This is a genomic window from Arthrobacter sp. CAN_A1 (assembly GCF_015751665.1).
In the GTDB taxonomy this organism is placed as follows: Bacteria; Actinomycetota; Actinomycetes; order Actinomycetales; family Micrococcaceae; genus Arthrobacter_D.
In genome coordinates this window covers 1-26,691 of sequence record NZ_JADOUR010000009.1, presented here as the reverse complement: position 1 = coordinate 26,691, position 26,691 = coordinate 1, and the positions used below count along the sequence as shown (strand labels likewise).

General features: G+C 63.2%; 25 protein-coding genes and 1 pseudogene. 13 read left to right on the top strand and 13 right to left on the bottom strand.

The window, feature by feature from the left end; translation table 11 throughout:
* Positions 1–3 precede the first annotated feature (3 nt).
* The 6 genes and pseudogenes from IWX62_RS11275 to IWX62_RS11255 all read right to left on the bottom strand — a co-directional run bounded on the left by IWX62_RS11275 (position 4) and on the right by IWX62_RS11255 (position 3,318).
* Positions 4–675, bottom strand: coding sequence for a hypothetical protein (locus IWX62_RS11275; protein WP_196841516.1), 672 nt, complete (start codon positions 673–675; stop codon positions 4–6).
* An 86-nt stretch (positions 676–761) separates the two neighbouring features.
* Positions 762–1,181 carry a DUF1801 domain-containing protein gene (locus IWX62_RS11270; protein WP_196841515.1) on the bottom strand — a complete coding sequence of 140 codons (420 nt, stop codon included), beginning with the start codon at positions 1,179–1,181 and terminating at the stop codon, positions 762–764.
* Positions 1,182–1,211: 30 nt separating this feature from the next.
* Positions 1,212–1,481 carry a VOC family protein gene (locus IWX62_RS11265; RefSeq protein ID WP_333483384.1) on the bottom strand — a complete coding sequence of 90 codons (270 nt, stop codon included), beginning with the start codon at positions 1,479–1,481 and terminating at the stop codon, positions 1,212–1,214.
* Positions 1,465–1,581: pseudogene (locus tag IWX62_RS16295) on the bottom strand (VOC family protein); the annotation flags it as partial. The pseudogene IWX62_RS16295 and the gene IWX62_RS11265, both read right to left, overlap by 17 nt.
* A 105-nt stretch (positions 1,582–1,686) precedes the next feature.
* On the bottom strand, positions 1,687–2,625 hold the full coding sequence (locus tag IWX62_RS11260) for a 5'-3' exonuclease (protein WP_333483379.1): 939 nt from the start codon (positions 2,623–2,625) through the stop codon (positions 1,687–1,689).
* Between the two features lie 12 nt (positions 2,626–2,637).
* A complete protein-coding gene (locus tag IWX62_RS11255) occupies positions 2,638–3,318 on the bottom strand; it encodes a TetR/AcrR family transcriptional regulator (protein ID WP_196841514.1) in 681 nt (226 codons plus the stop codon).
* Positions 3,319–3,426: 108 nt separating this feature from the next.
* Between IWX62_RS11255 and IWX62_RS11250 the strand changes: the two genes are divergently transcribed.
* Positions 3,427–4,443, top strand: coding sequence for an NAD(P)-dependent alcohol dehydrogenase (locus tag IWX62_RS11250; protein WP_333483378.1), 1,017 nt, complete (start codon positions 3,427–3,429; stop codon positions 4,441–4,443).
* Between the two features lie 11 nt (positions 4,444–4,454).
* Here IWX62_RS11250 and IWX62_RS11245 read toward each other — a convergent pair whose 3' ends face one another.
* Positions 4,455–4,724, bottom strand: a complete 270-nt coding sequence (locus IWX62_RS11245) for a hypothetical protein (protein ID WP_196841513.1) — start codon at positions 4,722–4,724, stop codon at positions 4,455–4,457.
* Between the two features lie 219 nt (positions 4,725–4,943).
* On the opposite strand from IWX62_RS11245, the gene IWX62_RS11240 reads away from it, so the two are divergent.
* The gene (locus tag IWX62_RS11240; RefSeq protein ID WP_333483377.1) at positions 4,944–6,545 is read left to right on the top strand and encodes a cellulase family glycosylhydrolase; all 1,602 of its coding nucleotides are present in this window, start codon (positions 4,944–4,946) and stop codon (positions 6,543–6,545) included.
* Between the two features lie 2 nt (positions 6,546–6,547).
* On the opposite strand, the gene IWX62_RS11235 is transcribed toward IWX62_RS11240, so the two are convergent.
* Entirely contained in the window at positions 6,548–8,053 is a 1,506-nt protein-coding gene (locus IWX62_RS11235; RefSeq protein WP_196841511.1) for a diguanylate cyclase domain-containing protein, read from the bottom strand.
* A gap of 115 nt (positions 8,054–8,168) precedes the next feature.
* Positions 8,169–8,912, bottom strand: a complete 744-nt coding sequence (locus IWX62_RS11230) for a M50 family metallopeptidase (protein WP_196841510.1) — start codon at positions 8,910–8,912, stop codon at positions 8,169–8,171.
* 52 nt (positions 8,913–8,964) lie between these two features.
* Here IWX62_RS11230 and IWX62_RS11225 point away from each other — a divergent pair, with 52 nt between their 5' ends.
* A complete protein-coding gene (locus tag IWX62_RS11225; RefSeq protein WP_196841509.1) occupies positions 8,965–10,071 on the top strand; it encodes an App1 family protein in 1,107 nt (368 codons plus the stop codon).
* On the opposite strand, the gene IWX62_RS11220 is transcribed toward IWX62_RS11225, so the two are convergent.
* A complete protein-coding gene (locus IWX62_RS11220; RefSeq protein ID WP_196841508.1) occupies positions 10,037–11,146 on the bottom strand; it encodes an FUSC family protein in 1,110 nt (369 codons plus the stop codon). The two genes, IWX62_RS11225 and IWX62_RS11220, sit on opposite strands and share 35 nt — an antisense overlap.
* A 272-nt stretch (positions 11,147–11,418) precedes the next feature.
* Between IWX62_RS11220 and IWX62_RS11215 the strand changes: the two genes are divergently transcribed.
* Positions 11,419–12,336, top strand: coding sequence for a methylenetetrahydrofolate reductase (locus IWX62_RS11215; RefSeq protein WP_196841507.1), 918 nt, complete (start codon positions 11,419–11,421; stop codon positions 12,334–12,336).
* 30 nt (positions 12,337–12,366) lie between these two features.
* Complete coding sequence (gene metE, locus IWX62_RS11210; protein WP_196841506.1) at positions 12,367–14,679, top strand: 5-methyltetrahydropteroyltriglutamate--homocysteine S-methyltransferase; 2,313 nt, start codon at positions 12,367–12,369, stop codon at positions 14,677–14,679.
* Here metE and IWX62_RS11205 read toward each other — a convergent pair.
* Positions 14,676–15,599, bottom strand: coding sequence for a LysR family transcriptional regulator (locus IWX62_RS11205; protein WP_196841505.1), 924 nt, complete (start codon positions 15,597–15,599; stop codon positions 14,676–14,678). The genes metE and IWX62_RS11205 overlap by 4 nt on opposite strands.
* 202 nt (positions 15,600–15,801) lie before the next feature.
* Here IWX62_RS11205 and IWX62_RS11200 point away from each other — a divergent pair, with 202 nt between their 5' ends.
* From IWX62_RS11200 to nrdF, 8 genes are all read left to right on the top strand, one after another.
* Positions 15,802–17,196 (top strand): NAD(P)/FAD-dependent oxidoreductase, encoded by a 1,395-nt coding sequence (locus IWX62_RS11200; RefSeq protein ID WP_196841504.1) that lies wholly within the window; start codon positions 15,802–15,804, stop codon positions 17,194–17,196.
* Positions 17,193–17,921, top strand: a complete 729-nt coding sequence (locus IWX62_RS11195) for a DUF1365 domain-containing protein (protein ID WP_196841503.1) — start codon at positions 17,193–17,195, stop codon at positions 17,919–17,921. Before IWX62_RS11200 ends, IWX62_RS11195 begins: the two co-directional genes overlap by 4 nt.
* On the top strand, positions 17,918–19,195 hold the full coding sequence (locus tag IWX62_RS11190; protein ID WP_196841502.1) for a class I SAM-dependent methyltransferase: 1,278 nt from the start codon (positions 17,918–17,920) through the stop codon (positions 19,193–19,195). Before IWX62_RS11195 ends, IWX62_RS11190 begins: the two co-directional genes overlap by 4 nt.
* A gap of 17 nt (positions 19,196–19,212) precedes the next feature.
* Positions 19,213–20,487, top strand: a complete 1,275-nt coding sequence (locus IWX62_RS11185) for a cyclopropane-fatty-acyl-phospholipid synthase family protein (protein WP_333483376.1) — start codon at positions 19,213–19,215, stop codon at positions 20,485–20,487.
* 850 nt (positions 20,488–21,337) lie between these two features.
* Positions 21,338–21,592, top strand: coding sequence for a glutaredoxin-like protein NrdH (gene nrdH / locus IWX62_RS11180; RefSeq protein WP_171586996.1), 255 nt, complete (start codon positions 21,338–21,340; stop codon positions 21,590–21,592).
* Between the two features lie 67 nt (positions 21,593–21,659).
* Positions 21,660–22,133 (top strand): class Ib ribonucleoside-diphosphate reductase assembly flavoprotein NrdI, encoded by a 474-nt coding sequence (gene nrdI / locus IWX62_RS11175; protein ID WP_196841501.1) that lies wholly within the window; start codon positions 21,660–21,662, stop codon positions 22,131–22,133.
* Between the two features lie 68 nt (positions 22,134–22,201).
* Positions 22,202–24,301, top strand: a complete 2,100-nt coding sequence (nrdE, locus tag IWX62_RS11170) for a class 1b ribonucleoside-diphosphate reductase subunit alpha (RefSeq protein WP_196841592.1) — start codon at positions 22,202–22,204, stop codon at positions 24,299–24,301.
* 91 nt (positions 24,302–24,392) lie between these two features.
* Positions 24,393–25,367, top strand: a complete 975-nt coding sequence (nrdF, locus tag IWX62_RS11165) for a class 1b ribonucleoside-diphosphate reductase subunit beta (RefSeq protein WP_196841500.1) — start codon at positions 24,393–24,395, stop codon at positions 25,365–25,367.
* Positions 25,368–25,425: 58 nt separating this feature from the next.
* Here the strand turns inward: nrdF and IWX62_RS11160 are convergent, their stop codons facing one another.
* Complete coding sequence (locus IWX62_RS11160) at positions 25,426–26,097, bottom strand: DNA alkylation repair protein (RefSeq protein WP_196841499.1); 672 nt, start codon at positions 26,095–26,097, stop codon at positions 25,426–25,428.
* Between the two features lie 39 nt (positions 26,098–26,136).
* The coding region (locus IWX62_RS11155) for an HNH endonuclease (RefSeq protein ID WP_196841498.1) at positions 26,137–26,691 on the bottom strand (555 nt) is incomplete at its 5' end.

The following is a 26,691-nucleotide window of genomic DNA, read 5'->3' as shown; positions in this document are numbered from 1 at the left end:
CGGTCACGGCGCCCAGGTAGAGACAACCTCAATCTGTGCAAATCGTTTGGCTGCTTCGGTTTGCTCGGGGGTCAGACCGGTGAGGGGAACTGCCATCGCCGTGTAGTTTCCCGGCGCCAGATCGGGGACCAGGCTGATCTGGAAGCTGTAGTTGCCGTTGGCATCCGCGTAGACCACCGGGTATCCAATCACTGAGGAATCCGTCTGGGCGGGGCCAAAACTTACCTGGATCTCTGCTCCCGGCACATAGCCGGACCCGACGACGTTCCAGGTAGTTCCGACGTGGCGGACCACATAAACACCGTCCCAGGCCGGGACCAGCGCGAGATCGTCATAGCTGCCGGATAGTCCAGGGATGGGGGGTTCGGAGGTTTCGGTGATGGGTTCTTCGGTTGGCTCTGCCACCACGGTTGGCTCGTCGGTGGGCTCAGGGACGGGCGCTTCGGAGGTCTCGGGGCTCGGCTCTGCGCTGGCCGATGACGCCTCGTCAGAGGGTTCGGCGGTCGGGGATGGGGCTTCGGAGGACGACGGTGACGCCGTTGGCGACGACGTTGGCGACGGTGAGGCGCTGGAGGCTGTAGCAGTTACCTCCGCGGAGGGCTCAGCGTTGGAGACGCATCCCGTCAGGAGGAGGGTGCTAATCGAGAGGGCAAGAAGGGGCGAGGACTTCTTCACTGGTGTGCTTTCGGACGAGGTGGTCGGGATGACTTGGACACTACAGACCCGACGCGCGAACTGACAGCACGACTTGGTTACGTGAGCTAACTGTTATACAACCGGGTGGTGTGCTGATAGCCGTCCAGGGTCATCTGCCTCAGGATGACCAGGTCGATATCGGCCAACTTATTGACGTAGAGGCACGAGGCCCCACGTTTATGTTTGCCGAGTTGGCCCAGCAACTCCTGGGAGGCCGGCCCGTTGGTGAGCCCGTAAAGGACTAGGTTCGCAGTGCGGGGGGAGAAGCCCACTGCCGCAGCATCCCCTTCACGGCCTGACTCATAGTGGTAGTGGTAGCTCCCGAAACCAACGATGGTGGGCCCCCACATGGCTGCCGGTTGTCCGGTGACCTCGGTCATCATGCTGAGGAGCACCTCGGCATCCTGACGACGCACGGGGTGCGGCACAGCGGCAACGAAGCCTTGGGGGTCGCGCCCGGTGGGGGACAGGGCAGGCTCACTCATGGATCCAGTCCCCCTGGTGCGGTGCCCTGCTCATTCGACGCACAGGCAGAAGGGGTGGCTTGCCGGGTCGAGGAAGACGCGGAAGGTTGTTCCCGGCTGGACCTCGGCCTTCGTTCCGCCGAGACCGAGCACTACCGCCTCGCCCTGGTCGAGGTCCTCGACCATCAGGTCAAAGTGCATTTGTTGCGGGCCGGCCTGGGCCGGCCTGGGCCGGCCAGCGCGGCGGTTGGTAGTGGTCCACCTGCTGGAAGGAAATACAGTTACTGCCGTCGTCGGGACGGATGTCCGCCCACCCGTCAGTGGAATCCACAGTCCACCCGAGCAGTGCTCGATAGAAGGTTGCGAGGGACGCCGCGTCGGGACAGTCGATGACGACACTGGGATAGCGTGCGATAGCCATGCCGGAAGCATATTGCCGGTCCCAGCCAAAATGAAGTGTTAGCTGCCCCGCCGATTCGCGGACCAACTCCCGCGTGACGACCGCACGCAGCGGCCGGGCCCTCGCTCAGTCAGCCGTCGGGCTATTCCCCAGCGCCTTGAGCGCACGCCCTGTGGATCCACCGAGAGCCCAGTTTGTGGCGAGTTGTTCAACGCGCTCCAGCTGCCCGGGGTCAAGGGGTTTGATGGCGGCGTCCACTCCGCCGAGATCGAGGTCGCGGACGACGTTGACGACAGTCGGTGCCACCGCAAGATAATCCGCGGCCCCGGTAATCCTGGACCGCATCGCCGCGGACATCGACGAGCCGCTGTCGTTCGCCGCCTCGATGATCCCGTCCAGGTCAACAAACTCCTGCAGCAGGCTGGCAGCTGTCTTGTCACCGATCCCCGCTACACCCGGCAGCCCGTCGGACGAGTCTCCGCGAAGCGCAGCGAAATCCGCATACTGCCCGGGCAACACCTTGTATTTACTGACCACCGTGGCGTCGGTGAGCACCTCAAGCCGACTCATGCCGCGGGCCGTGTAGATCACGCGGACGTCCCGGTCGTCGTCGACAAGCTGGAACAGATCGCGGTCGCCGGTCACAATGTCGACCGGGCAGTCCGCCTGTGCGGCGAGACTACCGATCACGTCGTCGGCCTCATGCTCTGCCGCTCCAACCACAGTGATCCCATAGGCGGCAAGGATCTCCCTGATCATCGGCACCTGCGCGACCAGTCCCTCCGGCACCTCCTCGACGTCGACGCCGTCGTCGACCGCGTTGACCATCCGGTGGGCCTTGTAGCTCGGAATGAGGTTGACGCGCCAGGCCGGGCGCCAGTCGTCGTCCCAGCACGCGACGAGGTGGGTCGGCTGGTAGTCAGTCACGAGCCGCGCGATCATGTCGAGCAACCCGCGGACGGCATTCACCGGAGTGCCGTCAGGAGCCTTGAGGGAGTCGGGCAACCCGTAGAACGCACGGAAGTAGAGGGACGCGGTGTCGAGGAGCATCAGTCGGTTAGCCACACCGTGATCCTCTCATGGACGCACGTCGGTGATCCATGCCTCGAGCGCCGTCAAAATCAGCTCAAGCCCCACGTCAAATTCGTCGCCGAAGTTGTAGCCGGGTTTGAGGACGTGTTCGGCGGCGATTTCCAGCAGGTAGGGAAACTCGCCCGTGGCGAAGCGTTCCACCATCGGGGCCGCGACGTCGGCAATCTGCCCGGATCCGCTCAGTGGGAGGGCCGCTTCCTGGAGCGCGAAGCCGTAGATGTAACTGTCGATGAGTGAGTACGCGTGCGCGGCCGACTGTACTGAAAATCCTGCCCGACGGAGAATGCCCAGCGTCGCTTCGTGGTGCCGCAGCGTGGCCAGGCCAGGGGTGGACCGTGACTCGAGGAGCCCAATGGACCAGGGGTGGCGGGTCAGGGTCCGGCGGACCGACGATGCCCGGTGATGCATCACCTGGCGCCAGGGGCCCGACGACGACGGCAGCTCAACCTCTTCGAACACCAGGTCGACAATGCCATCGAGTATTTCCTCCTTGTTTGCCACATAGTAGTAGAGCGACATCGGTTTGGTTCCCAACGCCTGAGCCAGCGACCGGATGGTCAACGCAGCGATTCCCGCATCATCGGCAAGATCCAGTGCACACTGCAGTACCCGGTCACGGCTAAGAGGCGTGCGCGATCCGGGATTCGATGAGGGGCCGAGAGTCATCAATCAAACCTATCGCACATTCGTACTATGTACGATACTATCTTCGTACTTTGTACGGGGAATGCGTTTGCCCCGGAAGTACCATCCACGAGCGGAATGGAGCAGGCCATGGCGATCAGGGAAGAGCAACAAGGCAGTAGCCCGTCGAAGGGCACGCTGATGCGGGCAATCGTGCAGCGGGGATACGGGACGGAGTCAGTGCTGACCCTTGGCAAGGTACCCCGGCCCACACCGGCACCTGACGAAGTTCTGATCAGGGTGCATGCCGCTGGCCTGGACAGGGGAGTGTGGCACATCATGACCGGAAAACCCTATTTGCTGCGCCCCGCCTTCGGCTTCCGCACCCCACGTCAGCCAGTGCCCGGCCTGGATGTGGCTGGGACTGTCACCCACGTGGGAGCTAGCGTCAAAAGGTTCACAGTAGGAGATGAAGTGTACGGAATTGGTGCCGGCTCGTTCGCCGAGTACGCAGTCGCCAAGGAGGATAAACTAGCGCTCAAGCCGACCCGCGCGACGTTTGAGAGCGCGGCAGTGGTCCCGGTCTCCGCGCTTACGGCGCTGCAGGGCTTACAGGATGTTGGGCGGGTCCAGGCGGGGCAGTCTGTGCTCATCACGGGGGCCTCAGGGGGAGTGGGTAGTTTCGCCGTCCAGCTGGCGAAGGCGTTTGGGGCTGAAACAACTGCGGTCTGTAGCACCGGGAAGGTGGACTTTGTCAGTTCCCTCGGGGCTGACCGGGTCATCGACTACACCACGGAAGACTTCGCCCAAGGTCAGCAGAAATACGATCTGATCCTCGACATCGGGGGCAATCCGTCCCTGACCCGACTGCGCAGGTCGCTCACACCCCGGGGAACAGCTGTCATGGTCGGTGGTGAAGGGGGCGGAAACTGGATCGGCGTCGGCCGGTCCTTGCGGGCGGTGATGCTGAATCCGTTCATCAGGCAGAACTTCCGAATGTTCGTGGCCAGGGAGCGTGGCGCCGACCTCGAGCGGATCACAGGCCTGATCGATGCAGGGACACTCACGCCGCAGGTAGACCGGATTTACCCCCTGGCTCAGGCGCCGGAGGCCATGCGTCAGCTGGAGCAGCGGGCGGTGAAGGGAAAACTGGCCATCACCGTGTAGCTGACCTACGGCTAGTCAGTGGTCTGGGAGTTGCGGCCGCCCGGTGTGTACCGGCGCATCATGCGCCGGGCAGGACCAGCCCAGGACAGCAGAAGCAGGATAGTGAAGAAGTGGTTTGAAAGGCCGCCCAGAAGACTCGCCGGCACCACCTGGGTGAGTAGGACAAGAACCATTGCGGCGCCGAGCACGGCCTTCACAATTCTGAGGAGCCGGGAATTCACCGGCCGTGGCCAGGCGTAATAGTCCACAGCGGGAGAATCGTCCCGGTTCGAAAATTCCATGGTGTGCTCCCCTTTCTCCATCCACCAGAATACCTGAGCCTTTGTGCTGCCCGCCCCGCCCCCGCCACCGGGAGGCACATACTTTCGCACAGGCATTTCACACCGGATTATTAGCGTATTCTCATCTTGGATTATTGGGGAGCAGTTGTTCTGACGTAGAAGGACTTGAATCATATGGTGGAGCAGGCTGCAAGGACCGCGGGACCCCTGAAACGTCTCATGACGGCAATCGTCCCCACAGTGGTGGTGCTACTCGCGGTAGCCGGGTGCGGGGTATTGGCACCTACTACGCCACCAACAGAGCTCACTGAGGTGCGCGCCGCCACCGTCTCGCCTCAAGGCTCGGGGTGGCTGCACACGCAGGGCGGCACCATTCGAGACGCAGCCAACCAGCCCTATGTCATCAGGGCAGCCAACTGGTTTGGGCTCGAAACACCCGACTGCGTACCGCATGGGCTGTGGACCATCAAACTGGACGACGGACTCAAACAGATCAAGTCGATGGGTTTCAACACCATCCGCCTGCCGTACTCCAACCAGTGCATCACCTCGGGCAAGGTCAGCACGGACACCAACTTTTACGCCAACCCTGAGCTGGTGAACAAGAGCCCGCAGCAGGTCATGGACCTGTTTATTGCCAAGTCCAGGGCGCTTGGCCTGAACATCATCCTGGACCGTCACCGGCCCTCCTCCGCTAGCCAGTCGGAGCTGTGGTACACCCCCCAGTACAGCGAAGCGACGTGGATCGCCGACTGGAAAAAGCTTGCCGCCCGGTACAGAAACGAGCCAACAGTGATCGGCTTCGACCTCCACAACGAGCCCCACGGGGCGGCCCGGTGGGGCGGGACCAACCCTGCCCATGACTGGCACGCCGCAGCTACCCGCGCAGGCAAGGCCGTCCAGACGGTCAATCCCAAGCTGCTGATCATTGTTGAGGGCGTCGAAGCCCAGGGCAATGATTCCTGGACCTGGTGGGGTGGTGGGCTCGCCGATGTGGCGAAGAAGCCGGTGAAACTGACTGTCCCCAACCAGGTAGTGTATTCGCCGCACGATTACCCGGCGTCGGTTTATCCCCAGAAATGGTTCTCGGCCCCCAATTATCCGGCGAACCTCGTTGGTATTTGGGACGCTAATTGGGGCTACATTTCCGAGCAGGGAATTGCGCCGGTGCTGGTCGGAGAATTTGGTTCGAAACTCGAAACTACTTCGGATAAGCAATGGATGAGCAAACTTGTCAGCTACCTGGCGACGAATGGCACCAGTTTCGCCTACTGGTCCTTCAATCCCAACAGCTCCGACACTGGCGGATTACTGAAATCCGACTGGCGCACCCCGGAAACCGCCAAGCTCACGGCCCTGAAGCCGATTCTGCGGCCGGTATCACTGCCCGCGCCCACCACCCCGGCGCCTCCAGTCCCCACCAGGACGCCCGCCCCCACTACCAAACCGGCACCAATCCCTACGCCTACACCAACATCGGCGCCCCCACCGAAGCCCGTTCCGGTGCCGGGGACGGGATCAACAGCGGTCACCGCCCAATGGTCGTTGCAGAGCTCCTGGAACGGCGGCTACGTTGCGAATATCGCGGTCAAGGCGGCGCGTGACGTCAGTACCTGGTCAGTAACGTTTACCGATCCCCATGTCATCAGCATTGCCAACTCCTGGGGCATGAAGTGCACCTCGGTGACGAAGAAGTCCGTCACCTGTGTCGGCTCCGACTGGACCAAGAGTTTGCGAAAGGGTCAGACGGCGACCATCGGCCTGCAGGTCAATGCCTCGAAGCCGCCGGTCAAGCCAGTCGTCACGGTGACGGCGAAATAGCCTTAGCTGGGTGAGAGGCCGGCCCGGATGCTGTCAGTGTCAGTGTAAGCGACCGGGTCGGCTTCGTCTTTGAGTGCCGTCTGACGAAGTGCCCGCCAGAAGAGGTCGGCTTCGGGCGTGCGTTCGGCCTGGATCGTTGCCTTGGCCCGGAGCGTGTCGGCCCAGTGCTGCACCAGGTCGTGATGGAACACAAACTCCTCCAATGCATTTCGCTCTGGAAGCGGCAGCCCGGCCATTTGTTGGCCCTGCGGCAGCAGTTCGATGGCCGCGATGATTGATTCGAGGGTGCGCCGTGCCGTTTCCGGGCCGCGGGTCTGCTCAGGAAGCTGACCCAGTTCCTTGGCCGAGGCGATCTCCGAGCGCAGGGACTGGGTGTAGGCGGCCCAGGAGCGCGCGTGGTCCGTGTGGACAACCAGGGTACCCAGCGCTCCGGCGGCGAGGGTCTTGTCGAAGATGACGAACCCGCCCCGGCCATTGTGCTTCGCCGCGTACATCGCCTGGTCGGCATCCTGGAGAAGCACCTCGCCCGGGATGTTAGGAGTGCTGACGGCGATCCCGATGCTGACGCTCATTTGCAGGCGAATTCCGAGCAACTCAACCGGTGGACTCACGGCGGCGAGGATGCGCTGAGCCATCACCGCGCCCTCATCGCTACCCGTCCCGGGAAGCAGCAGGGTGAACTCGTCGCCGCCGTTGCGGGCGGCGGTGTCACCGGCCCTGATACAGGACTCGAGGCGACGCGCCAGCTCGACGAGAAGGGTATCGCCGGCAGCGTGGCCATATGAATCGTTGACCGGTTTAAAGCCGTCAATATCGACGGCGAGCACCATGACAGGCGTGCTGGTCCGCTGGCTGAGGCTGAGGGCTTGCGCCAGGCGGTCGTGCAACAGGGTCCGATTGGCAAGGCCCGTCAGGGGGTCGTGGAGAGCCTGGGATGCCAGCCGGTCGAGCAGCGTATTTTCCTCACCGCGGGCCCGCTCATGGATGGTCCAATGGACGATGCTCGTCGCACACATCGCCAGAAACAGGGCGCTATGGATCAGGGACCAGATGAGCGGTTGATCGTACGCTGCGCCATGGTTGTAGACAGTGGTCGGCATACTGACGCCCAGCAACGCGTGATGACCCAGCACCAGGAACGAGGCAGTGGCCAGCGGGGCCCAGTCCTCATACAGCGCAACCACGGGGACCAGGATGAAGAACAGGAAATGGGCTTCGATAGTGCCGCTGATCTGCACCACCATGGCGGCGATCACCATCAGGGAGGCCGAACTCAAGGACGCGCTGAAACGCCTCCCTACGGGGGCTTTCCACGCCACGAGTGCCACGGCGGCGGGGGCGGCGCCCTGCGCCAACGCCACCCAGAAGGGGGCATGCTGGGTGAGGGAAAAGACCGTTACAAACGCCGACGAGATCACGGCAAAGAGCACAATGAGCCGGTGGCGGAAATTCCAGGCAGGATCCGGGAGTCGCGAACCGCGCGGAAAAGCACTGAGTACAGATTTCACCCGCTGAGATACCATCAAGATGCTCCCGAATTTTTAGAAGAACGCGTCTCGCGTTCGCGCCACGATCAGTGTGGCATCCCTACGGTAGCCCTAATTCGGCCGGAAAACGCATACTTCACTCGATCCAGCGTAAAAATTGCGGTGAAGCAGAGAGCGCCCCCCACGCCCACACCATCGCCCCGGCAATAGCCAGGGCGAAGAGCACCAGCCAGACGGGAGAAGGGACACCGGTGCTGCGGTACAGCAGGTAGGCGTCCGACGAGTCCAGTTCCTGACGGCGCCGCAAATGCACCGAGATGACCTTGCCCAGGTCCCTGACCGAGCCGACCAGCAGTGCCAGGCCAAGCGCCACCACAACATGGCCGGTGAACTGCGCCGGCAACGCCACCACTAGGAGGACCGAGACGCCAAGGGTGACCACCAGGATGAGCAGCCCCGCGCCGTTACGGATGAACAGGAGTGCGGCCAGCAGGATCAGCGCCCCCACCGAGAGCGCCGCCGTTCCCCACCCGTTGATTCCGGCCCACGCCAGGGTTGCCCCGAAGACGGCAGGAGTGGGGTACCCCCAGAATCCAGACCACGCGGACCGCCACCCCGGCCGTCCGATCGTCGTCGTCGTCCCCGCATGATCCATGGTCAAGGTGATGCCCTTCAACACCCGGCCCGTCATGAGTGCCGCGAAGGCGTGCCCCAGTTCGTGCACGATGGTGGTGATCAGGCCGAAATACCGCCAGGTCGAACGGGGGAGTGAGAGTGCCGCAGCGGTGAGCACCACGATGGCCAACTCGATGAGGGTGATGTCCGGGGGTGCGGCCTGGGCGAATCCGTCGAGGAATCTGGTCCACCACGTCTCGATCATGCCTCCACCCTACTGAACCATCCCGGGGCTGTTGGCGTGAAAGACTGGTCCCATGTCATCGAGCATCGAATCAAACCACCCCGAGTCGGATCACCACGGAGTCAAGGAACGCACCCACCTGGGGATGCGTATTGACGACGCCTGGCACTCAGTCCAGACCAACGTCGCCATGAAGCGCGGCCATGTGGAGACGATCATCCCCTACACCGGCTACGGGTCGGGTACATGGATCCGCGTGCTCGCGCGGGTGGTGCTCGCTGATCCGGAAGAGATGGCCCCCATCAAGGGCGGCGAAGTGCTCAAGACCATCAAGGAAGGTATCCGCGGCTGGCGCAACTTCACTAGCGCCCCGGTGCGTTATGCGAAGGTCACTGTAGAGGTTGACGGCGAAACGCACCACGTCACCGCCGATCGCGGCGGCATTGTCGATGCGCGGATCGACGCCCACCTGACGCCGGGGTGGCACACCATTACTCTCCGGTCGGCCGATGGCATGGTGGTCGAGTCGCCGGTGCGGGTCGTTGAGGCGGGCATCACCTTCGGCGTCGTGTCGGATATTGACGACACGGTGATGGTCACAGCGCTGCCCCGGCCCTTCCTCGCGGCCTGGAACACTTTCGTCCTTGACGAGCACGCTCGCGCGGCCACCCCCGGCATGGCGGTGCTGCTGGAGCGGATTACCCAGCAGTCGCCCGGCGCCCCGGTGCTCTACCTCTCAACCGGTGCCTGGAATGTGGCCCCGGCACTGACCAGGTTCCTCTCCCGGAACCTCTACCCGGCCGGCCCGAAACTGCTGACCGACTGGGGACCCACCCCGGACCGATGGTTCCGGAGCGGGCCGGAGCACAAACGATCCTCGCTGAAGCGGCTCGCCGATGAGTTCCCCGACATCAAGTGGCTGCTCATCGGTGACAACGGGCAACACGACGAAGAGATCTACGCGGACTTCGCTGAGCAGTACCCGCAGAACGTACGTGCTATCGCCATCCGGCAACTGACCATGGGTGAGGCAGTGCTGGCTGGCGGCCGGTCGAAAGTCAAGCCGTCCTCGCGCACACCAAACGTGCCGTGGGTCTATGCGCCGGACGGCGCCGAAATGTCAGCGCAGCTTGCCGACCTGGGGATTATTGATCATTCGTTTCAGAACCCGGCAGGGTAGGGTTCTTACCCTCCCCGTCCCCACGGACCGTCAACAGGATCCGGCGAAGTCCCATGCACAGGGAGGCCGTCGCCCCAATCCGATCATCTGATCCTGAACGGTTGACCGCTGTCATTAGTCGTTCGACTGCGGCTTCCGCCTGCTGCAGCAGCTCCGACTTCGCATCCCAGGCCTCCACCGCATCGGCTGCCAGCGCTGTCGCTTCAGCAAGTGGAAGGCCCAGGGACTGCGGCATCGGGGTGCTGTCGGGTGAGTGCCAGATGGCGCTGGCGAGCAGCTCTGTCATATCCTCCACGTAGAAGGTAATGCGCTCCATTGAATGAAGCGAGTGAAAGTCCACCCCTAAATCTCGCTTATGCCGGCGCTGGCGTATGTTGCCGTGCCGGCTCGAGTCCGCGAGGTGGACTGCAGTGCGGACCTCCCGGCTGAACTGAGTGAGTTGGTTCTGCCGGCCGGCCCAGTCTTCGTGTCGTGGTGGCCATTCCTCTCGGATTGCGGAGGCCATGTCCCGTAACTGCAGCGCGAGGGCTGACCTGAGACTGTCGAGCCCCTTCACCACTCCGGTCAGGTGCAGGGGCGGGAAAATCAGCATGTTGACTCCCAGGCCCACGGTCACGCCAACCAGCATCTGGACCATATAGCCGTAGGAGTAGCCATCGGGATCGTCGCCGCCCAGCAGCAAGACGAACAGGGCAGCAATGGGGATCCATTCACGCCCGGCCCCCAGCCGGGGGAGTCCTGCTACCAGGACACCGAGACCCACCACTAACGCCACCGAGATAATCGATCGGCCGGTAAGAAAAATGACCGGGAAGGCGAGCATGAGGCCGATCGCGAGCCCGGCAAGGGTCTGGATACCCTGTCGGGCGGAGCCAGCAATCGTGGGATACATGCACGCGACGGCGCCTAACGGTGCGTAGTAGGGGTACTCGGAAGCCACACCCGGAATCTGGAGTGCCACCACCCAGGCGATGGACGCAGCTACTGACGCCTTGAGCGCAAGCAGCAACCGTTCATGACGAAGGATTCCTCCCACACGGTTGAGCAGGCGTGCGCCGGACGGTTTTTTCAGCATGCTTGCTATTGTCCCAGTGTAAGGGCACTTTGCGCACCGGACACTTGATCCCACTTGACCGACGGCGTAGCGTAGCGACCAAGTTACTTCAGTAACGGGTCAGCGACTCTCCAGCGGAGAGTGTGGGTGCCCCCATGTGGGCCTGACATTTGTTCGCAGGAGTTCCAGGGTAGCGCGGCCGCGCTATGCCGGGATTCGGATCTGCGTTCCTTCTGCTTATTTCACCTGCCGGAGCCATCACGCCTCGGCGGCGACCTAACGACTGGACACAAATGTCTCTGCCTCTTCCGCCTCCACCCAGCTACCCGGCGCTGTCCTACGAGCTCTTCCCGCCCCGTTCCACCCAGGCTGAAGATAGCCTGTGGCGGACCATCCGCGCTCTTGAAGACACCCGCCCTGACTTCGTTTCGGTCACCTACGGAGCCTCGGGGTCCAACCGTGACACCGCCGTCGGGCTCCTCAAACGACTGCTCAACGAAACGTCCCTCAAACCCCTCGCGCACCTGACCTGCGTCGGGAATTCGCGGGACTACCTCATGGAACTGGTCGACGAACTGATCTCCAGCGGCGTGCGAGGCATCCTCGCCCTGCGGGGAGACCAACCCCGCGACAGCACGCTCCCCGAGGGCGAACTGCACCATGCCAACGAGCTGGTGGAGCTGATCCGTCGGGTTGAACGGCTCAGGACAGCACATCTATGCGCGGGCAAGGTAGCGGTGGGGGTGGCCGCCTACTCCACCAAGCATCCTGAATCGCCGAGCCTCGAGCATGACATCGAGGTCCTCCTCGCGAAGCAGGCGGCCGGCGCCGATTTTGCCATCACTCAGGTCTATTTCGCTCCCGAGCAGTACAGCAGGCTCCTGCGGACCGCGCGCCGGGCCGGAGTGGCGATCCCCATCATTCCCGGCGTCATCCCCTTCACCAGTGTGCGTCGGCTGGAGCGCCTGAGCGAGCTCGCCGGCGTCGAGATTGACGCGCCCCTGATGGATCGCCTCAAGAATGCCGACGACGACGCCGGCCGCCGGCGCATCGGCGTGCGGGCCACCGTTGATCTGGCCCACGCGGCGCTGGACGACGGCGCCCCCGGCATCCACATCTACACCTTCAACGAACACGCGGCAGCACTGGACGTCCTGGACCGGCTGGAGCTCAGCCGCCCGCCAGCGGTTGGCCTCAGCCAATCCGCCTGATCCATTCCCACTTTCGAAGGACCCACCACCATGAGCAGTGAATTCCCCGCCGCCACTATCATCGGCTACCCCCGCATTGGGCCACGCCGCGAACTGAAGAAGGCTGTCGAGTCCTACTGGGCTGGCACCAGCACCGCCGCCGATCTAGAGCGGACCACCCGCGAACTCCGCCTGGCCAGCTACACCCGGCTCACCGCGCTCGGCCTGGGGGGCACCACCTCGGCGATTCCCGCCTCATTTTCCCTTTACGACCAGGTACTCGACACCGCTGTCACCTTCGGCGCCGTGCCCGCCCGGTTCCAGGACCTGTACGACGGCGGCCGGCTGGGCCTGGACGCCTATTTCACCCTTGCCCGCGGCGACACCGGGCGTCAGCCACTGGAGATGACCAAGTGGTTTGACACCAACTACCACTACCTCGTTCCCGAAATCGGCCCGGACACGCCGTTCACGCTCGCCAATGACTGGACGCTCCGCCAGGTGACCGAAGCCGCGGAGCAGGGCATCACGGTTCGGCCGACCCTGATCGGCCCGGTCACCTTCCTGTTGCTGAGCAAGGCAGCCGACGAGGCACCCGCCGGGTTCAACCCGCTCGGCCGCCTCGATGACCTGCTGCCGCTCTACGCCGACCTCCTGGGCCGGCTGGCGGCGGCCGGCGCTGAGTGGGTCCAGCTTGAAGAACCGGCCCTCGTGGTGGACCAGACGGTCCCCGCCGCCGACGTCGCCGGTGCAGTGGACACCGCCTACCGGTTCCTCACGGCGGCCACCGAGCGGCCGGCCGTGCTGGTCACCACCCAGTACGGCTCACTCGGTGAGTTGCTGCCGGTACTGGCGGCCACCGGGCTGGACGCCCTCCATCTTGACCTGTTCAAGGGCGACCTGCCCTCCGCGGCCGACCTTGCCGCCCTGGGCACCACCACCCTGGTGGCGGGTGTGGTGGACGGTCACAACATCTGGAAGACCGATCTGGCGGCCGTCGCCGGTACGCTCGCCACCCTCAGCGGAGCGGCGGCGCGGGTGAGGGTGGCCACGTCGACCTCGCTGCAGCACGTGCCCCACGACGTCGACGACGAACCACAGTTGGATGCCGAGCTGCGGTCTTGGCTGGCGTTCGCTGACCAGAAGGTGGCCGAGGTGGTCACCTTGTCCCGGTTGGTTGACGGGTTACCCGCTGGATCGATCGACGAGGAGGTGTCGGCCGCTTCGGCGATCCTTGCCTCCCGGGCCGCAGCCGCGGGAGTGCGCCGCCCCGAGGTGCGGGATCGGCTGGCTGCGCTGACGCCGTCTGACTTCACCCGCGCCACCTATGAGGAACGGGTCGCGGCGCAGCACGCCGCCCTGCGGTTGCCGGTGCTTCCCACCACCACCATCGGGTCGTTCCCGCAGACGGCCGAGGTACGGTCTGCCCGTGCCCGCTTCCACCGGGGAGACCTGACCGCAGAGCAGTACACGCTGCTGATGCGTGAGGAAATTGCGCGGGTCATCGCGTTGCAGGAGGACCTGGGGTTCGATGTCCTGGTGCATGGTGAGCCGGAGCGCAACGACATGGTGCAGTACTTCGCCGAGAATCTCGACGGATTCGAGGTGACCGTACACGGGTGGGTGCAGTCCTACGGGTCGCGGTGCACGCGGCCGTCGATTCTTTGGGGGGACGTGAGCCGTCCGCGGGCCATCACCGTGCTGTGGGCCGAGTACGCCCAGTCACTCACGGACAAGCCGGTCAAGGGAATGCTCACCGGCCCGGTCACCATCCTGGCCTGGTCCTTTGTCCGGGACGATCAACCGCTGGGCGAGACAGCCAACCAGGTGGCGCTGGCCCTGCGCGATGAGGTGGCTGATCTGGAGAGCGCCGGGATCCGTGTCATCCAGGTCGACGAACCAGCCCTTCGTGAGCTGCTGCCGTTGCGCGGGGCATTGCAGGCCGACTACCTCGCCTGGTCGGTGAACTCGTTCCGGCTGGCGACGGCGGGCGCCGCACCGGCAACCCAAATACATACCCACCTGTGCTACTCGGAATTTGGTGCTGTCATCGACGCCATTGATGGACTGGACGCCGATGTCACGTCGATCGAGGCCGCGCGCTCGCGGATGGAGGTGGTCACCGACCTTCAGGCGCAGGGCTTCGGCCGGGGAGTGGGCCCCGGGGTGTACGATATTCATTCGCCCCGGATCCCCACCGAAGACGAGATGGCCGAATTGGTGGAGAAGGCGGTCCGTCACGTTCCCGCCCGGCAGGTGTGGGTGAATCCCGATTGTGGGTTGAAGACCCGCGGCTACGCCGAGACCACCGAGTCGCTGCGGAACCTGGTAGGTGCCGCCGCACGGGTGCGGGAGCAGCTCTAGCTTCGGATCGGTTCGATACTCCGCGCTTTGAGGATGCCCGCCAGCTGGTCCATGAAGAGCTGCACCCTGGTGGTCTGCTTGTCGTTGATCTGGAGGGCGAAGATGCTGCGGGCCAGGCGAATCTCGGGGACGTCAAGGGCCACCACCCCGGCCGGGCCGTGAGTCATGGCCAGGTCGGGGACCAGGGCCGCACCCAACCCGGCAGCTGCCATGGCCAGGCTGGCGTTGAAGTCGTCGCAGTACGCCACCACCCGGGGGTGCAGGTTGCAGCTGGCGAACAGTCGTTCGATCACTGTGGCGTCCGAGGTTCCCGGGTGGTGCATGATCCACGGCATGTCGGACAGCTGGTCGGCGCTGACTGCGGCGCCCGGGCGGATGCCCCACGCGGCGGGGAGTACCACCCGGAAATTATCGTCGCCGATCCACTGACGGCTGACCGATGACGGCCAGGCGAGACCGCCCTGCCCCACCTGGAACACCAGGGCCAGGTCCAGTTCACCGCCGGCACGCAGCCCCTGGATGGTCTGGGCGGGTTCCGCCACATAGACCTTCAGACTGATCCCCAGCCTGCGCCATTCAGGGGTGCCGAGCAGGCGCGGGAGAGCATAGGTCGCGAGGCTGGGGAAGATTCCCAGCCGCAACTCCTGGGTGGACTCGGCCTCCGCCCGCGCCGTGGACGCCAGCAACGCGTCGATATCAGTCAGCACCTTCGCCGCATGACGTGACATGACGACGGCGGCCTCTGTGGGAACAGCGCTGCGCGCCGACCTTTCAAAAAGAGTGGCTCCGGTGTCCCGCTCCAGCGCCGACATCTGTTGGGACACGGCCGACGCCGTGTACCCCAGCCGGGACGCCGCAGCGGTGAAGGAGCCCAGACGGATCACCTCGAGGAGAGTGCGCAAATGTACTGGGTTGACCACCGGCAATCCTTTCGTCAGCTGAAGCCTCAATCATGCCTTTTGGCCCGACCCGTTGCACCAATCCGGGAATCGTCCGTCTCCGAACTCTTACCAAACTATATTTACAACAGGCGTTTTCCTTCTAGGAGGCCTGTGGTGGCGAGTTAGCCCAGTCAGATCGGCTCGGGCGGCTGTGTCACTCAACCCACGCGGAGGAGCGCAGATGACCGAGCAGCAGCACGACACTGACCCACTGGGGGCCGGGCGGGGAGAACCCAGTCCCCGGCGCCGGGTCGCCGTCGTCGGCAGTGGCGTCGCCGGGCTGACCGCCGCCTACGTGCTCAGCCGTCACCACGCGGTCACGCTCTACGAGGCCGACCACCGCGCCGGCGGCCACGCCCACACCCACCAGATGCCCATGGCTGACGGCACCACCTCCGGGGTGGACACCGGGTTCATCGTCCACAACGACAGGACCTACCCGACCCTGCTGCGGCTCTTCGCCGAGCTGGGTGTTCCCACCCAGGACTCGGACATGACCATGTCGGTTCGTTGCGATGGCTGCGGCCTCGAGTATGCGGGGGCCAAGGGGCGGCGCGGGGTCTTCGCCCAGCCGGGGGTGCTCCGGCGCGGGAAGTACCTCAGGATGCTGGTCGAGGTGCTGCGCTTCCAACGCGACGCCCGCGCGCTGCTGAAGGAAACCGGCGGGTATGACGGCCCAGCAGGAGCTTCAGCTGCCGACGACGGCATGACCCTGGGCGAGTTCCTCGCCAAGGGCCGGTTCAGCCAATACTTCACCTCGCACTTCATGACCCCGGTGGTCTCCGCCGTCTGGTCCTGTGATCCGGCGACGGCGTTGACCTACCCGGCGCGGTACCTCTTCACCTTCATGTCCCACCACGGGATGCTCACCATCAAGGGCTCACCGCAGTGGCGCACCGTCACGGGTGGTTCGGGGGAGTATGTCAGCCGGGTGCTTGAGCACCTCGACGATGTCCGGCTAGGCTCTCCGGTAACCCAGCTGCTCAAGGTGGGCGACGGCGTCGTCGTCACCGCTGACGGCCAGTCCGAGACCTTCGACGCGGCAGTCATCGCCACCCACCCGCACCAGGCGCTCGCCATGCTGGGCGATGCCGGGCCTCTGGAGACCGAGGTGCTCGGCAACATGCCCTATTCCACCAACCACACACTCTTCCACACCGACGAATCGGTGCTGCCGCGCGCTGACGCCGCACGGTCCTCCTGGAATTACCGGCTGCCGTCCTGCGAAGCGAGCCCCGACCGGGTGCTGGTGACGTACGACCTCACCCGGCTGCAGCGGCTCGAAGGCCGCACCGACCACCGGTTCCTGGTGAGCCTCGGTGAGGGCGACGAGATTGCGCCTTCCGCCGTGCTGCGCACCATGACCTACGAGCACCCGCAGTACACGCCGTCGTCGCTCGCCGCGCAGCGTCGTCTCGCCGGGCTCAGCGACGACCGCGTCGCCTTCGCTGGCGCCTACCACGGCTGGGGCTTCCACGAGGATGGTGCGCTGTCCGGGTTGCGCGCGGCGGAGCGGCTGGGCGGCTCCTGGGACGCCGAGCCCCTCGACGCCGCGCTGGTGGATGCCCCGTCATGACCGCGGCCCTGTATCCCACGACGATCCGGCACGTGCGCCGGACGCCACTGCGCAACGAGTTCACCTACCGCAGCTACAGCTGGTTAGTCGACCTCGATGACCTGCCGCAGCTACCCCGGCTGCTCAGGCCGTTCGCCGTGTTCTCCGCGGCCGACCATCTGGGCGATCCGGAGCGTTCCATCCGCGCCAATGTTGCCGCCTATCTTGCAGCCCAGGGGATCGACGACGACGGCGGCCGGGTAACCATGCTGGCCAGCGGGCGGGTGCTCGGTCACGTGTTCAACCCGCTCAGCCTGTTCTGGTGCCACCGCGTCGACGGGTCGTTGGCCGCCGTCGTCGCCGAGGTCCACAACACTTATGGTGAGCGGCACTGCTACCTGCTGGACCCGGATCAGACGGGCCGGGCGGAGACGGAGAAGGCGTTCTATGTGTCGCCGTTTAACGACGTCTCGGGGAATTATGAGATGCGCGTCCCCGAACCGGACGAGCGCCTCAAGATCGCAATCACCCTCCACCGGGAGGGCCAGGCCCCTTTCATTGCAACGATGGCGGCGCAGCAGCGGCTGCCAGCGACCACCCGCAATGTTGTCCGCATGATCACCGCAATCCCTGTTGCACCACTCCGCGCGGCTGCGCAGATCAGGTGGCAGGGAGTTAAACTCTGGATGCGTCGGTTGCCAGTCCGCACCCGCCCACACCATGAATCACAGGAGGCAGTTCGATGAGTACCCTTGTTCGTTCCGAGGTTGATGCGGATCCGGAGTATTGGCCCGGTATCGCCAACGTCCCGTCGGGTCCGAGGAACAAGGTAGCCGCCGCCCTCGCGGAGAAGATTTTCGCTGCGGCGGTCAATCGTCTGCAGCTGCGGGTGGTGTACGACGACGGCACCGTCCTGGGCGCACCCGGGGGCGGAGTCCGCCCAGAAATGCGGATCCATCGGCCCGCCGATTTCTTCGCCCGACTGGGTGACAACGGTCTGATCGGTCTCGGTGAGTCCTACATGGCACAGGACTGGACCGCGTCCGACCTCACCGACGTCATGCAGGTGTTCGCCGCGCAGGCAGCCCACCTGGTGCCGGTGCCGTTGCAGAAGCTCCGTGGACTGTACCTGCCCAAGCCGCCCCGCAAGGAGCGCAACACCAAGGTGAACACCCGGTCCAACATCGCCCGGCACTACGACCTGTCGAACGACCTGTTCAAGCTGTTCCTCGACGACACCATGTCCTACTCGAGCGCATTGTTTGACGCCAACGGGCCTCAGCTTCTCGATGCCCGGTGGGACGAGCTGCCCGAGGCCCAGCAGCGGAAGGTCGACCGTCTGCTGGACCAGGCCGACGTCGGCGTGGGGACCCGGGTGCTGGAGATCGGTACCGGCTGGGGCGAGCTGGCCATCCGTGCTGCACGCCGCGGCGCCACGGTGGTCTCGGTCACCCTGTCGAGCGAGCAGAAGGAACTGGCCGAGCAGCGCATCGCCGACGCCGGACTGTCGGATCAGGTCACCGTCGAACTGAAGGACTACCGCGCCGTCGAGGGCCAGTTCGACGCCATCGTGTCGGTGGAAATGATCGAGGCTGTGGGTTACGAGTACTGGGGGGTGTACTTCCAGACCATTGACCGGCTACTGGCACCTGACGGCCGGGTGGCCATCCAGGCAATCACCATGCCGCACGAGCGCATGATGGTGACCCGCCGGTCATACACGTGGATCCACAAGTACATTTTCCCGGGCGGGTTCATCCCGTCGGTTCGGGCAATTGAGGACATCACCGACCGCTACACCAGCCTCCGGGTCAGGGAACGGCTCTCCATGGGGGACCACTATGCGCAGACCCTGCGCCTCTGGGAGGAACGGTTCCTTGCTCACACCGATGAGGTGTCGGCGCTGGGCTTTGACCAGGTCTTCCAGCGGATGTGGCAGTTCTACCTGTGCTATTCGAGGGCCGGTTTCCAGTCCGGATACCTCGATGTGCAGCAGCTCATCTTTGACCGCCGGCCGTAACGATCAGGAGCATCCCTTTGACTCACCCAGAATCCACACTCCAGGCCGCCAGCATCGATAAGGGTATCGCCGGCAAGCTGGCGCGCATCCTTGAACCCATCGTGGGTGGCGACCTTCCGGTTCACCTGCGCGCCTGGGATGGCAGCACGGCCGGGCCGTCCGATCAGCCCGAGGTGCAGATCAACAGTGCCAATGCCCTGCGCCGGTTGCTCTGGAGCCCAGGGGAATTGGGCGCATCGCAGGCGTACGTCACGGGCGAGATCGACGTGCCCGGTTCGCTGGAGGCCGCGCTGACCCACCTGTGGAGTGTGGTGGCCACACGGGGTCTATCGATGCCGAAGCTCACCCCCGCCTTGGTGCTGCAGCTGACGAAGCTGGCACGGGAGCTGGGTGTTTTCGGACCGCCACTGCCCGCGCCGGCGTCGCAGGCGAAAATCAAGGGTAGGCTGCACAGTCTGCTCCGTGACCGTGAGGCAATCAGCCATCACTACGATCTGTCCAATGCGTTCTACCAGTTGATCCTCGATGACCACATGGCGTACTCCTGCGGGTACTGGCTGTCCGACGATCAGGATTACAGTCTCGAAGACGCCCAGCGGGACAAGTTGGACCAGGTCTGCCGCAAAGTGGGCCTGGACACGATGCCCGGCCAGCGGTTCCTCGATGTGGGCTGTGGGTGGGGCTCGCTCAGCCTGTTCGCTGCCGAACACTTCGGGGCCAAGGTCACCGGTGTCACCATCTCTAGGGAGCAGAAAGCGTTTATCGATGAACGCATCAAGGAGCGCGGGCTGCAGGACCGGGTGGAAATCCGGTTGCAGGACTACCGCGATGTCCGCGACGGTCCCTACGACGCCGTCGCCTCACTGGAAATGGGCGAGCACGTGGGGGAAGAGAACTACGGAACCTACACCTCCACCCTGTTCCGCAATGTGCGGCCGGGCGGCAAGGTGCTGATCCAGCAGATGTCACGGCATGGGAAGCATCCAGGGGGCGGACCGTTCATCGAATCCTTCATTGCCCCCGACATGCATATGAGGGCCGTCGGTGACACGGTCAACCTGATCGAAAACGCCGGATTCGAGATTCTCGGCGTCGAGGCGATGCGGGAGCACTACGTTCGCACCATCGACGCCTGGCACGACCGGTTCGACACCAACTGGGGCACAGCGGTCGACATGATGGGCGAGGAAGTTACCCGCGTCTGGCGTCTCTACCTGGTCGGCGCGATGATGACCTTCCGCGACGGACGCATGGGCGTGGATCAGATTCTGTCCCAGAAGCCGCTCCGCTAGGTTTCTTCGGCTGCCTCAACCGTGAGCAGCTGGAATGTTTTGCGCAGCTCTGGTGGGTGCGACGCGGTCGCCCCCACCAGAGCTGCGCTTTTGCGTTTGCTGTGTGATGCATGACCCGCCAGTACTGCGCACTTGTTCACGACGCCGGGGCGGTTCTGGTCTGACGACGACGCTATCGACCAGGACGAGGACAATCGACGGCGGCGCTATCGACCAGGCGACGACAACAATCGACGACGCTGACGGCGGCCTCGGCCCTGGGGTATCGGCGCCCGACCTGGCTGGTCCCTCTGGTTGATCCTGAGGTGTGGTCATGACGTGTGCAGGTCTGGTGGGTGCGACGCGGTCGCACCCACCAGAACTGCACTTTTGCGTTCTCTATGTGTGGCCTGACCCGCCAGTACTGCGCACTTGTTCACCACGACGGCGACGGTCTCTGCCCAGGGCTATCGACGCCCGCCCCGGAGGCAAAGGGGTATGGCCCAGATGCTGAGCTCATGTGACCGCGACACGCCGAGGACACGCGACACAGAAGTATTTTGCCTGTGCGCAAGTACTCCACAGGGGTGTGGATGACGCCAACGGATTGGCCGGTTTCCGCGCATTTTCAGGTGGTTCGCTTGTGGATTATCTGTGGACGAATCCGCCGATGAATGACATACTTGTAATACATCATCTTGGGGTCGCATCCATCGGTTTGCACTAGATGTAGTATTTATATATCGAACCGCTGGCAAGGTAGGCATAAGCGGAGCAGCCCGGAACACCACCGGAAAGCCCACTTTTTGAAGCCCTCCAATTCCTGAATATGCGTCGATAACAAGCTAAGAATGACAAGGGGAGAGGGACTATGACCGTCACGGTTTACACCAAGCCAGCATGCGTACAGTGCAACGCCACGTACCGGGCTTTGGACAAGAAGGGCATCACCTACCAGAGCGTGGATATCTCACAGGATCCAGCAGCTTTGGAGCGTGTCCGTGCACTGGGCTACATGCAGGCGCCAGTAGTCATCACCGAGCAAGATCACTGGTCGGGTTTCCGTCCAGACAAGATCAACGAACTGGCCGAACTGAGCCAGGCATCGGTCAGCTCGGTCGCCTGATCTGAGTGGAAACGGATCTTCCGTCGACCAGATGGCCAGCGCGCCGTCGTCGGGAAGCATTCACCTCATGACCCTCACCGCAGTGGACACTTCACCAACCGCATCGGCTCCGAGCGAGCCGGGCGGAGTGACCAATGCCCGGCTAATCTACTTCTCGTCGTCATCGGATAACACCCACCGGTTCGTGCAGAAGCTGGACGCGGCGATGGGTGTCGAATCTGCACGAATGCCGCTGCTGACACGGAATCCAACGCTCAAGGCACTCCAGCCATTTGTGCTGGTCCTCCCCACCTATGGAGGGATCTCCGGGCGGGGTGCAGTACCTAAACAGGTGATCAAGTTCCTCAACGACGAGGGCAACAGATCACTGATCCGGGGCGTCATTGGCGCCGGAAACACGAACTTCGGGGAAACCTACTGCCTGGCCGCGGACATCATCGCGGCCAAGTGCAGTGTCCCTGTTTTGTACAGATTTGAACTGATGGGAACGTCCGAGGACGTTGACCGCGTAGCCCAAGGATTGGAAGCGTTTTGGATATGACTGTTGCAGAGACAGAGACAACGGGAGCAGGCGGCACCGCCGCACCTCAGCTAGAGCGGTTCCATGGCATGGGCTATCACGAGCTCAACGCCATGCTGAACCTCTACGGCCCCAACGGAGAGATCCAGTTCGAGGCCGACCGTGAGGCTGCACACCAGTACTTCCTGCAGCACGTCAACAACAACACGGTGTTCTTCCACGACCTCGAGGAGAAGCTCGACTACCTCGTGAAGAACGAGTACTACGAGCGGGAAACTCTCGACCAGTACTCAATGAACTTCATCCGCGACCTCTACAAGCGCGCCTACAACAAGAAGTTCCGTTTTGAGACCTTCCTCGGCGCCTTCAAGTTCTACACCTCCTACACGCTGAAAACTTTCGACGGAAAGCGTTTCCTGGAGCGCTATGAGGACCGCGTCTGCATGGTGGCACTCCACCTGGCCCGCGGTGACCAGCAGTTGGCACTCCAGATGGTTGACGAGATCATCGAGGGTCGGTTCCAGCCGGCCACCCCCACCTTCCTCAACGCCGGCAAGCGCCAGCGTGGCGAGCTGGTCTCGTGCTTCCTGCTTCGTATCGAAGACAACATGGAGTCCATTGGCCGGTCCATCAACTCGGCGCTGCAGCTCTCCAAGCGCGGCGGTGGCGTAGCGTTCGCGCTGACCAACATCCGCGAGGTCGGCGCGCCGATCAAGCAGATCGAGAACCAGTCCTCGGGCGTTATTCCCGTGATGAAGCTTCTTGAGGACAGCTTCTCCTACGCCAACCAGCTGGGCGCCCGCCAGGGTGCGGGAGCTGTGTACCTGCACGCGCACCACCCGGACATCTACCGCTTCCTCGACACCAAGCGGGAGAACGCTGACGAGAAGATCCGGATCAAGACCCTCTCACTCGGCGTCGTGATCCCGGATATCACCTTCGAGCTGGCCAAGAAGGACGAGGACATGTACCTGTTCTCGCCGTACGACGTCGAAAAGGTGTACGGCATGCCGTTCTCCGACGTCTCGGTCACCGAGAAGTACTACGAAATGGTTGACGACGCCCGGATCAAGAAGACCAAGATCAAGGCCCGCGACTTCTTCCAGACCCTTGCGGAGATCCAGTTCGAATCCGGCTACCCGTACATCATGTTCGAGGACACCGTGAACCGGGCCAACCCGATTGACGGCAAGATCATCATGTCCAACCTGTGCTCCGAGATCCTCCAGGTCTCGCAGCCCACCACGTACCACGATGATCTGTCCTACGACGAGACCGGCAAGGACATCTCCTGCAACCTGGGTTCGCTGAACATCGCGAAGACCATGGACTCGCCGGACTTCGGTCTGACCATCGAAACGGCCATCCGGTCGCTGTCGGCTGTGTCGGACATGTCCAACATCGTTTCGGTCCCATCGATTGCCCGCGGTAACGACCAGAGCCACGCTATCGGCCTCGGCCAGATGAACCTGCACGGCTACCTGGCTCGTGAGCGGGTCCACTACGGGTCCGAAGAGGGGCTGGACTTCACCAACATCTACTTCTACTCGGTGGTCTACCACGCCGTACGTGCGTCCAACCTGTTGGCCATCCAGACGGGCACCACCTTCGGTGGCTTCGAGAAGTCCAAGTACGCCTCCGGCGAGTTCTTCGACAAGTACACCAACCAGACGTGGGTGCCGCAGACGGAGAAGGTTGCCGAGCTGTTCAAGAACATCCACATTCCTACCCAGGAGGACTGGAGTGCGCTGAAGGCTTCGGTGATGGAGCACGGCATCTACAACCAGAACCTGCAGGCTGTGCCGCCGACCGGTTCGATCAGCTACATCAACAACTCCACCTCGTCGATCCACCCCGTGGCGTCGAAGATCGAGATCCGTAAGGAAGGCAAGCTGGGCCGCGTGTACTACCCGGCTCCCTACCTGACGAACGACAACCTTGAGTACTACGAGGATGCGTACGAGCTCGGTTTCGAGAAGGTCATCGACACCTACGCAGCCGCAACACAGCACGTGGACCAGGGCTTGTCGCTGACGCTGTTCTTCAAGGACACCGCCACCACGCGTGACATCAACAAGGCCCAGATCTACGCCTGGAAAAAGGGCATCAAGACCATCTACTACATTCGTCTCCGCCAGCTCGCGCTGGAAGGGACCGAGGTTGAGGGCTGTGTCAGCTGCATGCTGTAACCAGCCGCTTCTGAACTACCGGTACGACGGCGGGTCTCCGCCCGTCGTCGTACGCTTTAACTAAGAACTAACCCACCATTTAGGGGATGACATGACCGAGAAGGTCAAGCTGCTTAGCCACGTTGAGGCAATCAACTGGAACCGCATCCAGGACGACAAGGACGTGGATGTCTGGAACCGCCTGGTCAACAACTTCTGGCTGCCGGAGAAGGTGCCGCTGTCGAATGATGTTCAGTCGTGGGCGACGCTGACTCCTGACGAGCAGCAGCTCACCATGCGTGTGTTCACCGGTCTGACCCTGCTGGACACGATTCAGGGCACCGTTGGCGCTGTCAGCCTGATTCCCGATGCGATCACTCCTCATGAAGAGGCCGTGTACACGAACATCGCGTTCATGGAGTCGGTGCACGCCAAGAGCTATTCATCGATCTTCTCCACGTTGGCGTCCACCAAAGAGATCGACGAAGCGTTCCGCTGGTCGACCGAGAATCAGAATCTGCAGCGCAAGGCTGAGATTGTCATGAACTACTACCGCGGTGACGATCCCCTCAAGCGCAAGGTGGCGTCGACGCTGCTGGAGAGCTTCCTCTTCTACTCGGGCTTCTACCTGCCGATGTACTGGTCATCGCGGGCGAAGCTGACCAACACGGCTGACCTGATCCGTCTGATCATCCGCGATGAAGCTGTTCACGGCTACTACATCGGCTACAAGTTCCAGAAGGGCCTTGAGAAGGAATCTGCCGAGCGTCAGCAGGAGATCAAGGACTACACGTTCGAGCTGTTGTTTGAGCTGTACGAGAACGAAGTTCAGTACACCCACGATCTTTATGACTCCGTCGGCCTGGCCGAGGACGTCAAGAAGTTCCTGCACTACAACGCCAACAAGGCGCTGATGAACCTCGGCTACGAGGCCATGTTCCCGGCGTCGGTCACCGACGTGAACCCAGCGATCCTGTCGGCACTGTCACCGAATGCTGATGAGAACCACGACTTTTTCTCAGGATCGGGTTCGTCCTACGTCATCGGTAAGGCAGTCAATACCGAGGATGACGACTGGGACTTCTAGTTCTTCTAATGTCAAAGTGATAGGCCCCCGCACGCTGACGCGTTCGGGGGCCTTTCGTTTAGCTGGCTGGCTGTCGGGATACCATCTCGTTGATCCAGATGGGCGCATACGGCGACGTGCAGTTCGGGGGAGTGGGATAGTCCTTCAACACTTCAAGGTGCTCACCAATCTCAAGAGCACGAGGGCGATGCTCGGCATGCTCGATCCCGATCATGGCCAGGCAATGGTTCATCGCCCATTGGAGGCGACCGGGCGCGTCCTTCATCTGCGCCTCAATGACATCGAGCAGTCCTGAAAGGTTGAGCGTGTCAGGGCTTTTGGTCACGCGTTCGGACGTTAGCGCCCAACCCGCACTTGCCACCACAGGATCTGGATCGGCTGACCATGAGTTCCGTAGTTCCTCGGCATGAGGGTTCTTCTTCACCACATAGTTGACCAGCCAGTCGTGCACCTTGGGTGCGCGGGCGTCACGGAGCATCGAGTCCAACTCGTCACGCCCGAAAGCCTTCGGGCGACAGATCAGCAGTGCGACCAGCCGAGCCGCGGTGTCGCCAGTTGCCCAGAGGCTGCGTGCAAGATCGTGTTGTGTCTTCAAGCGCTTGGCGATGGCGCGCAGCTTACCGAGATTCACTCCGTGATCGTCCCCGTGTTTCGCGTTCACTTTCCTGAACTGGGGGTCGTCAAGTGAAGCCAATTCGGCCAGCACCTCGTCGGCGGTCGTCTCGGTCATCTCCGGCTCCTCTCCAGACTTTGCAAGTGACTGCTAAGACTACTTGGAGGGAAAAGACCGTGCACGGTCAGGGTGAGCTTCGATAGAGAGTCCGACGGCGCGCCTTGCCCCCGGTCGGACAATCCCTTCTCGTTGGTTGGTTCCGATACCGGGTAAAGGTGGGGCGGTGGAGTCGTAGGTGTGGCCGGTGGGGGTGGTAATCCGGAAGGTGTGTCTGGACCCTATTCCGGAGCCTGAGCCTGAGCCTGGGCCCGGATCTGGTGCTGGGTGTGGTTGTGCTGTCCAGCCGGGTGTTTCTTTGGTGTGGTTGCACGCTTCGCAGAGCCCAGCCCCATTCGACATCGATGTACTCCCGCCACGATGCCACGCGACAATGTGATCGATGTGGCGGATGGGTGCGTCACAGTACGGGGTGCGGCACGTGTCATCCCGGGCGGTAATGAACCGGCGTTGCGCTGTAGTGAAAAGCCTTGCCTTCGAGTCCATGGCGACGAGTTCTCCGCTGGCCGGTGCGGTGTAAAGGCGCCGGACCCACACGGCGAAGGCTGGACGTTTCGTGTCGGGCGACTCCGGGGAGTCTGCGGGAGAGTCTGA

Coding starts and splice junctions, on each gene's coding strand:
- IWX62_RS11270 (WP_196841515.1), bottom strand. CDS start 1,181: ATGAGTGAGCCTGCCCTGTCCCCCACCGGGCGCGACCCCCAAGGCTTC.
- IWX62_RS11255 (WP_196841514.1), bottom strand. CDS start 3,318: ATGACTCTCGGCCCCTCATCGAATCCCGGATCGCGCACGCCTCTTAGC.
- IWX62_RS11250 (WP_333483378.1), top strand. CDS start 3,427: ATGGCGATCAGGGAAGAGCAACAAGGCAGTAGCCCGTCGAAGGGCACG.
- IWX62_RS11245 (WP_196841513.1), bottom strand. CDS start 4,724: ATGGAATTTTCGAACCGGGACGATTCTCCCGCTGTGGACTATTACGCC.
- IWX62_RS11240 (WP_333483377.1), top strand. CDS start 4,944: ATGACGGCAATCGTCCCCACAGTGGTGGTGCTACTCGCGGTAGCCGGG.
- IWX62_RS11230 (WP_196841510.1), bottom strand. CDS start 8,912: ATGATCGAGACGTGGTGGACCAGATTCCTCGACGGATTCGCCCAGGCC.
- IWX62_RS11225 (WP_196841509.1), top strand. CDS start 8,965: ATGTCATCGAGCATCGAATCAAACCACCCCGAGTCGGATCACCACGGA.
- IWX62_RS11220 (WP_196841508.1), bottom strand. CDS start 11,146: ATGCTGAAAAAACCGTCCGGCGCACGCCTGCTCAACCGTGTGGGAGGA.
- IWX62_RS11215 (WP_196841507.1), top strand. CDS start 11,419: ATGTCTCTGCCTCTTCCGCCTCCACCCAGCTACCCGGCGCTGTCCTAC.
- metE (WP_196841506.1), top strand. CDS start 12,367: ATGAGCAGTGAATTCCCCGCCGCCACTATCATCGGCTACCCCCGCATT.
- IWX62_RS11200 (WP_196841504.1), top strand. CDS start 15,802: ATGACCGAGCAGCAGCACGACACTGACCCACTGGGGGCCGGGCGGGGA.
- IWX62_RS11195 (WP_196841503.1), top strand. CDS start 17,193: ATGACCGCGGCCCTGTATCCCACGACGATCCGGCACGTGCGCCGGACG.
- IWX62_RS11190 (WP_196841502.1), top strand. CDS start 17,918: ATGAGTACCCTTGTTCGTTCCGAGGTTGATGCGGATCCGGAGTATTGG.
- nrdH (WP_171586996.1), top strand. CDS start 21,338: ATGACCGTCACGGTTTACACCAAGCCAGCATGCGTACAGTGCAACGCC.
- nrdI (WP_196841501.1), top strand. CDS start 21,660: ATGACCCTCACCGCAGTGGACACTTCACCAACCGCATCGGCTCCGAGC.
- nrdE (WP_196841592.1), top strand. CDS start 22,202: ATGGGCTATCACGAGCTCAACGCCATGCTGAACCTCTACGGCCCCAAC.
- nrdF (WP_196841500.1), top strand. CDS start 24,393: ATGACCGAGAAGGTCAAGCTGCTTAGCCACGTTGAGGCAATCAACTGG.
- IWX62_RS11160 (WP_196841499.1), bottom strand. CDS start 26,097: ATGACCGAGACGACCGCCGACGAGGTGCTGGCCGAATTGGCTTCACTT.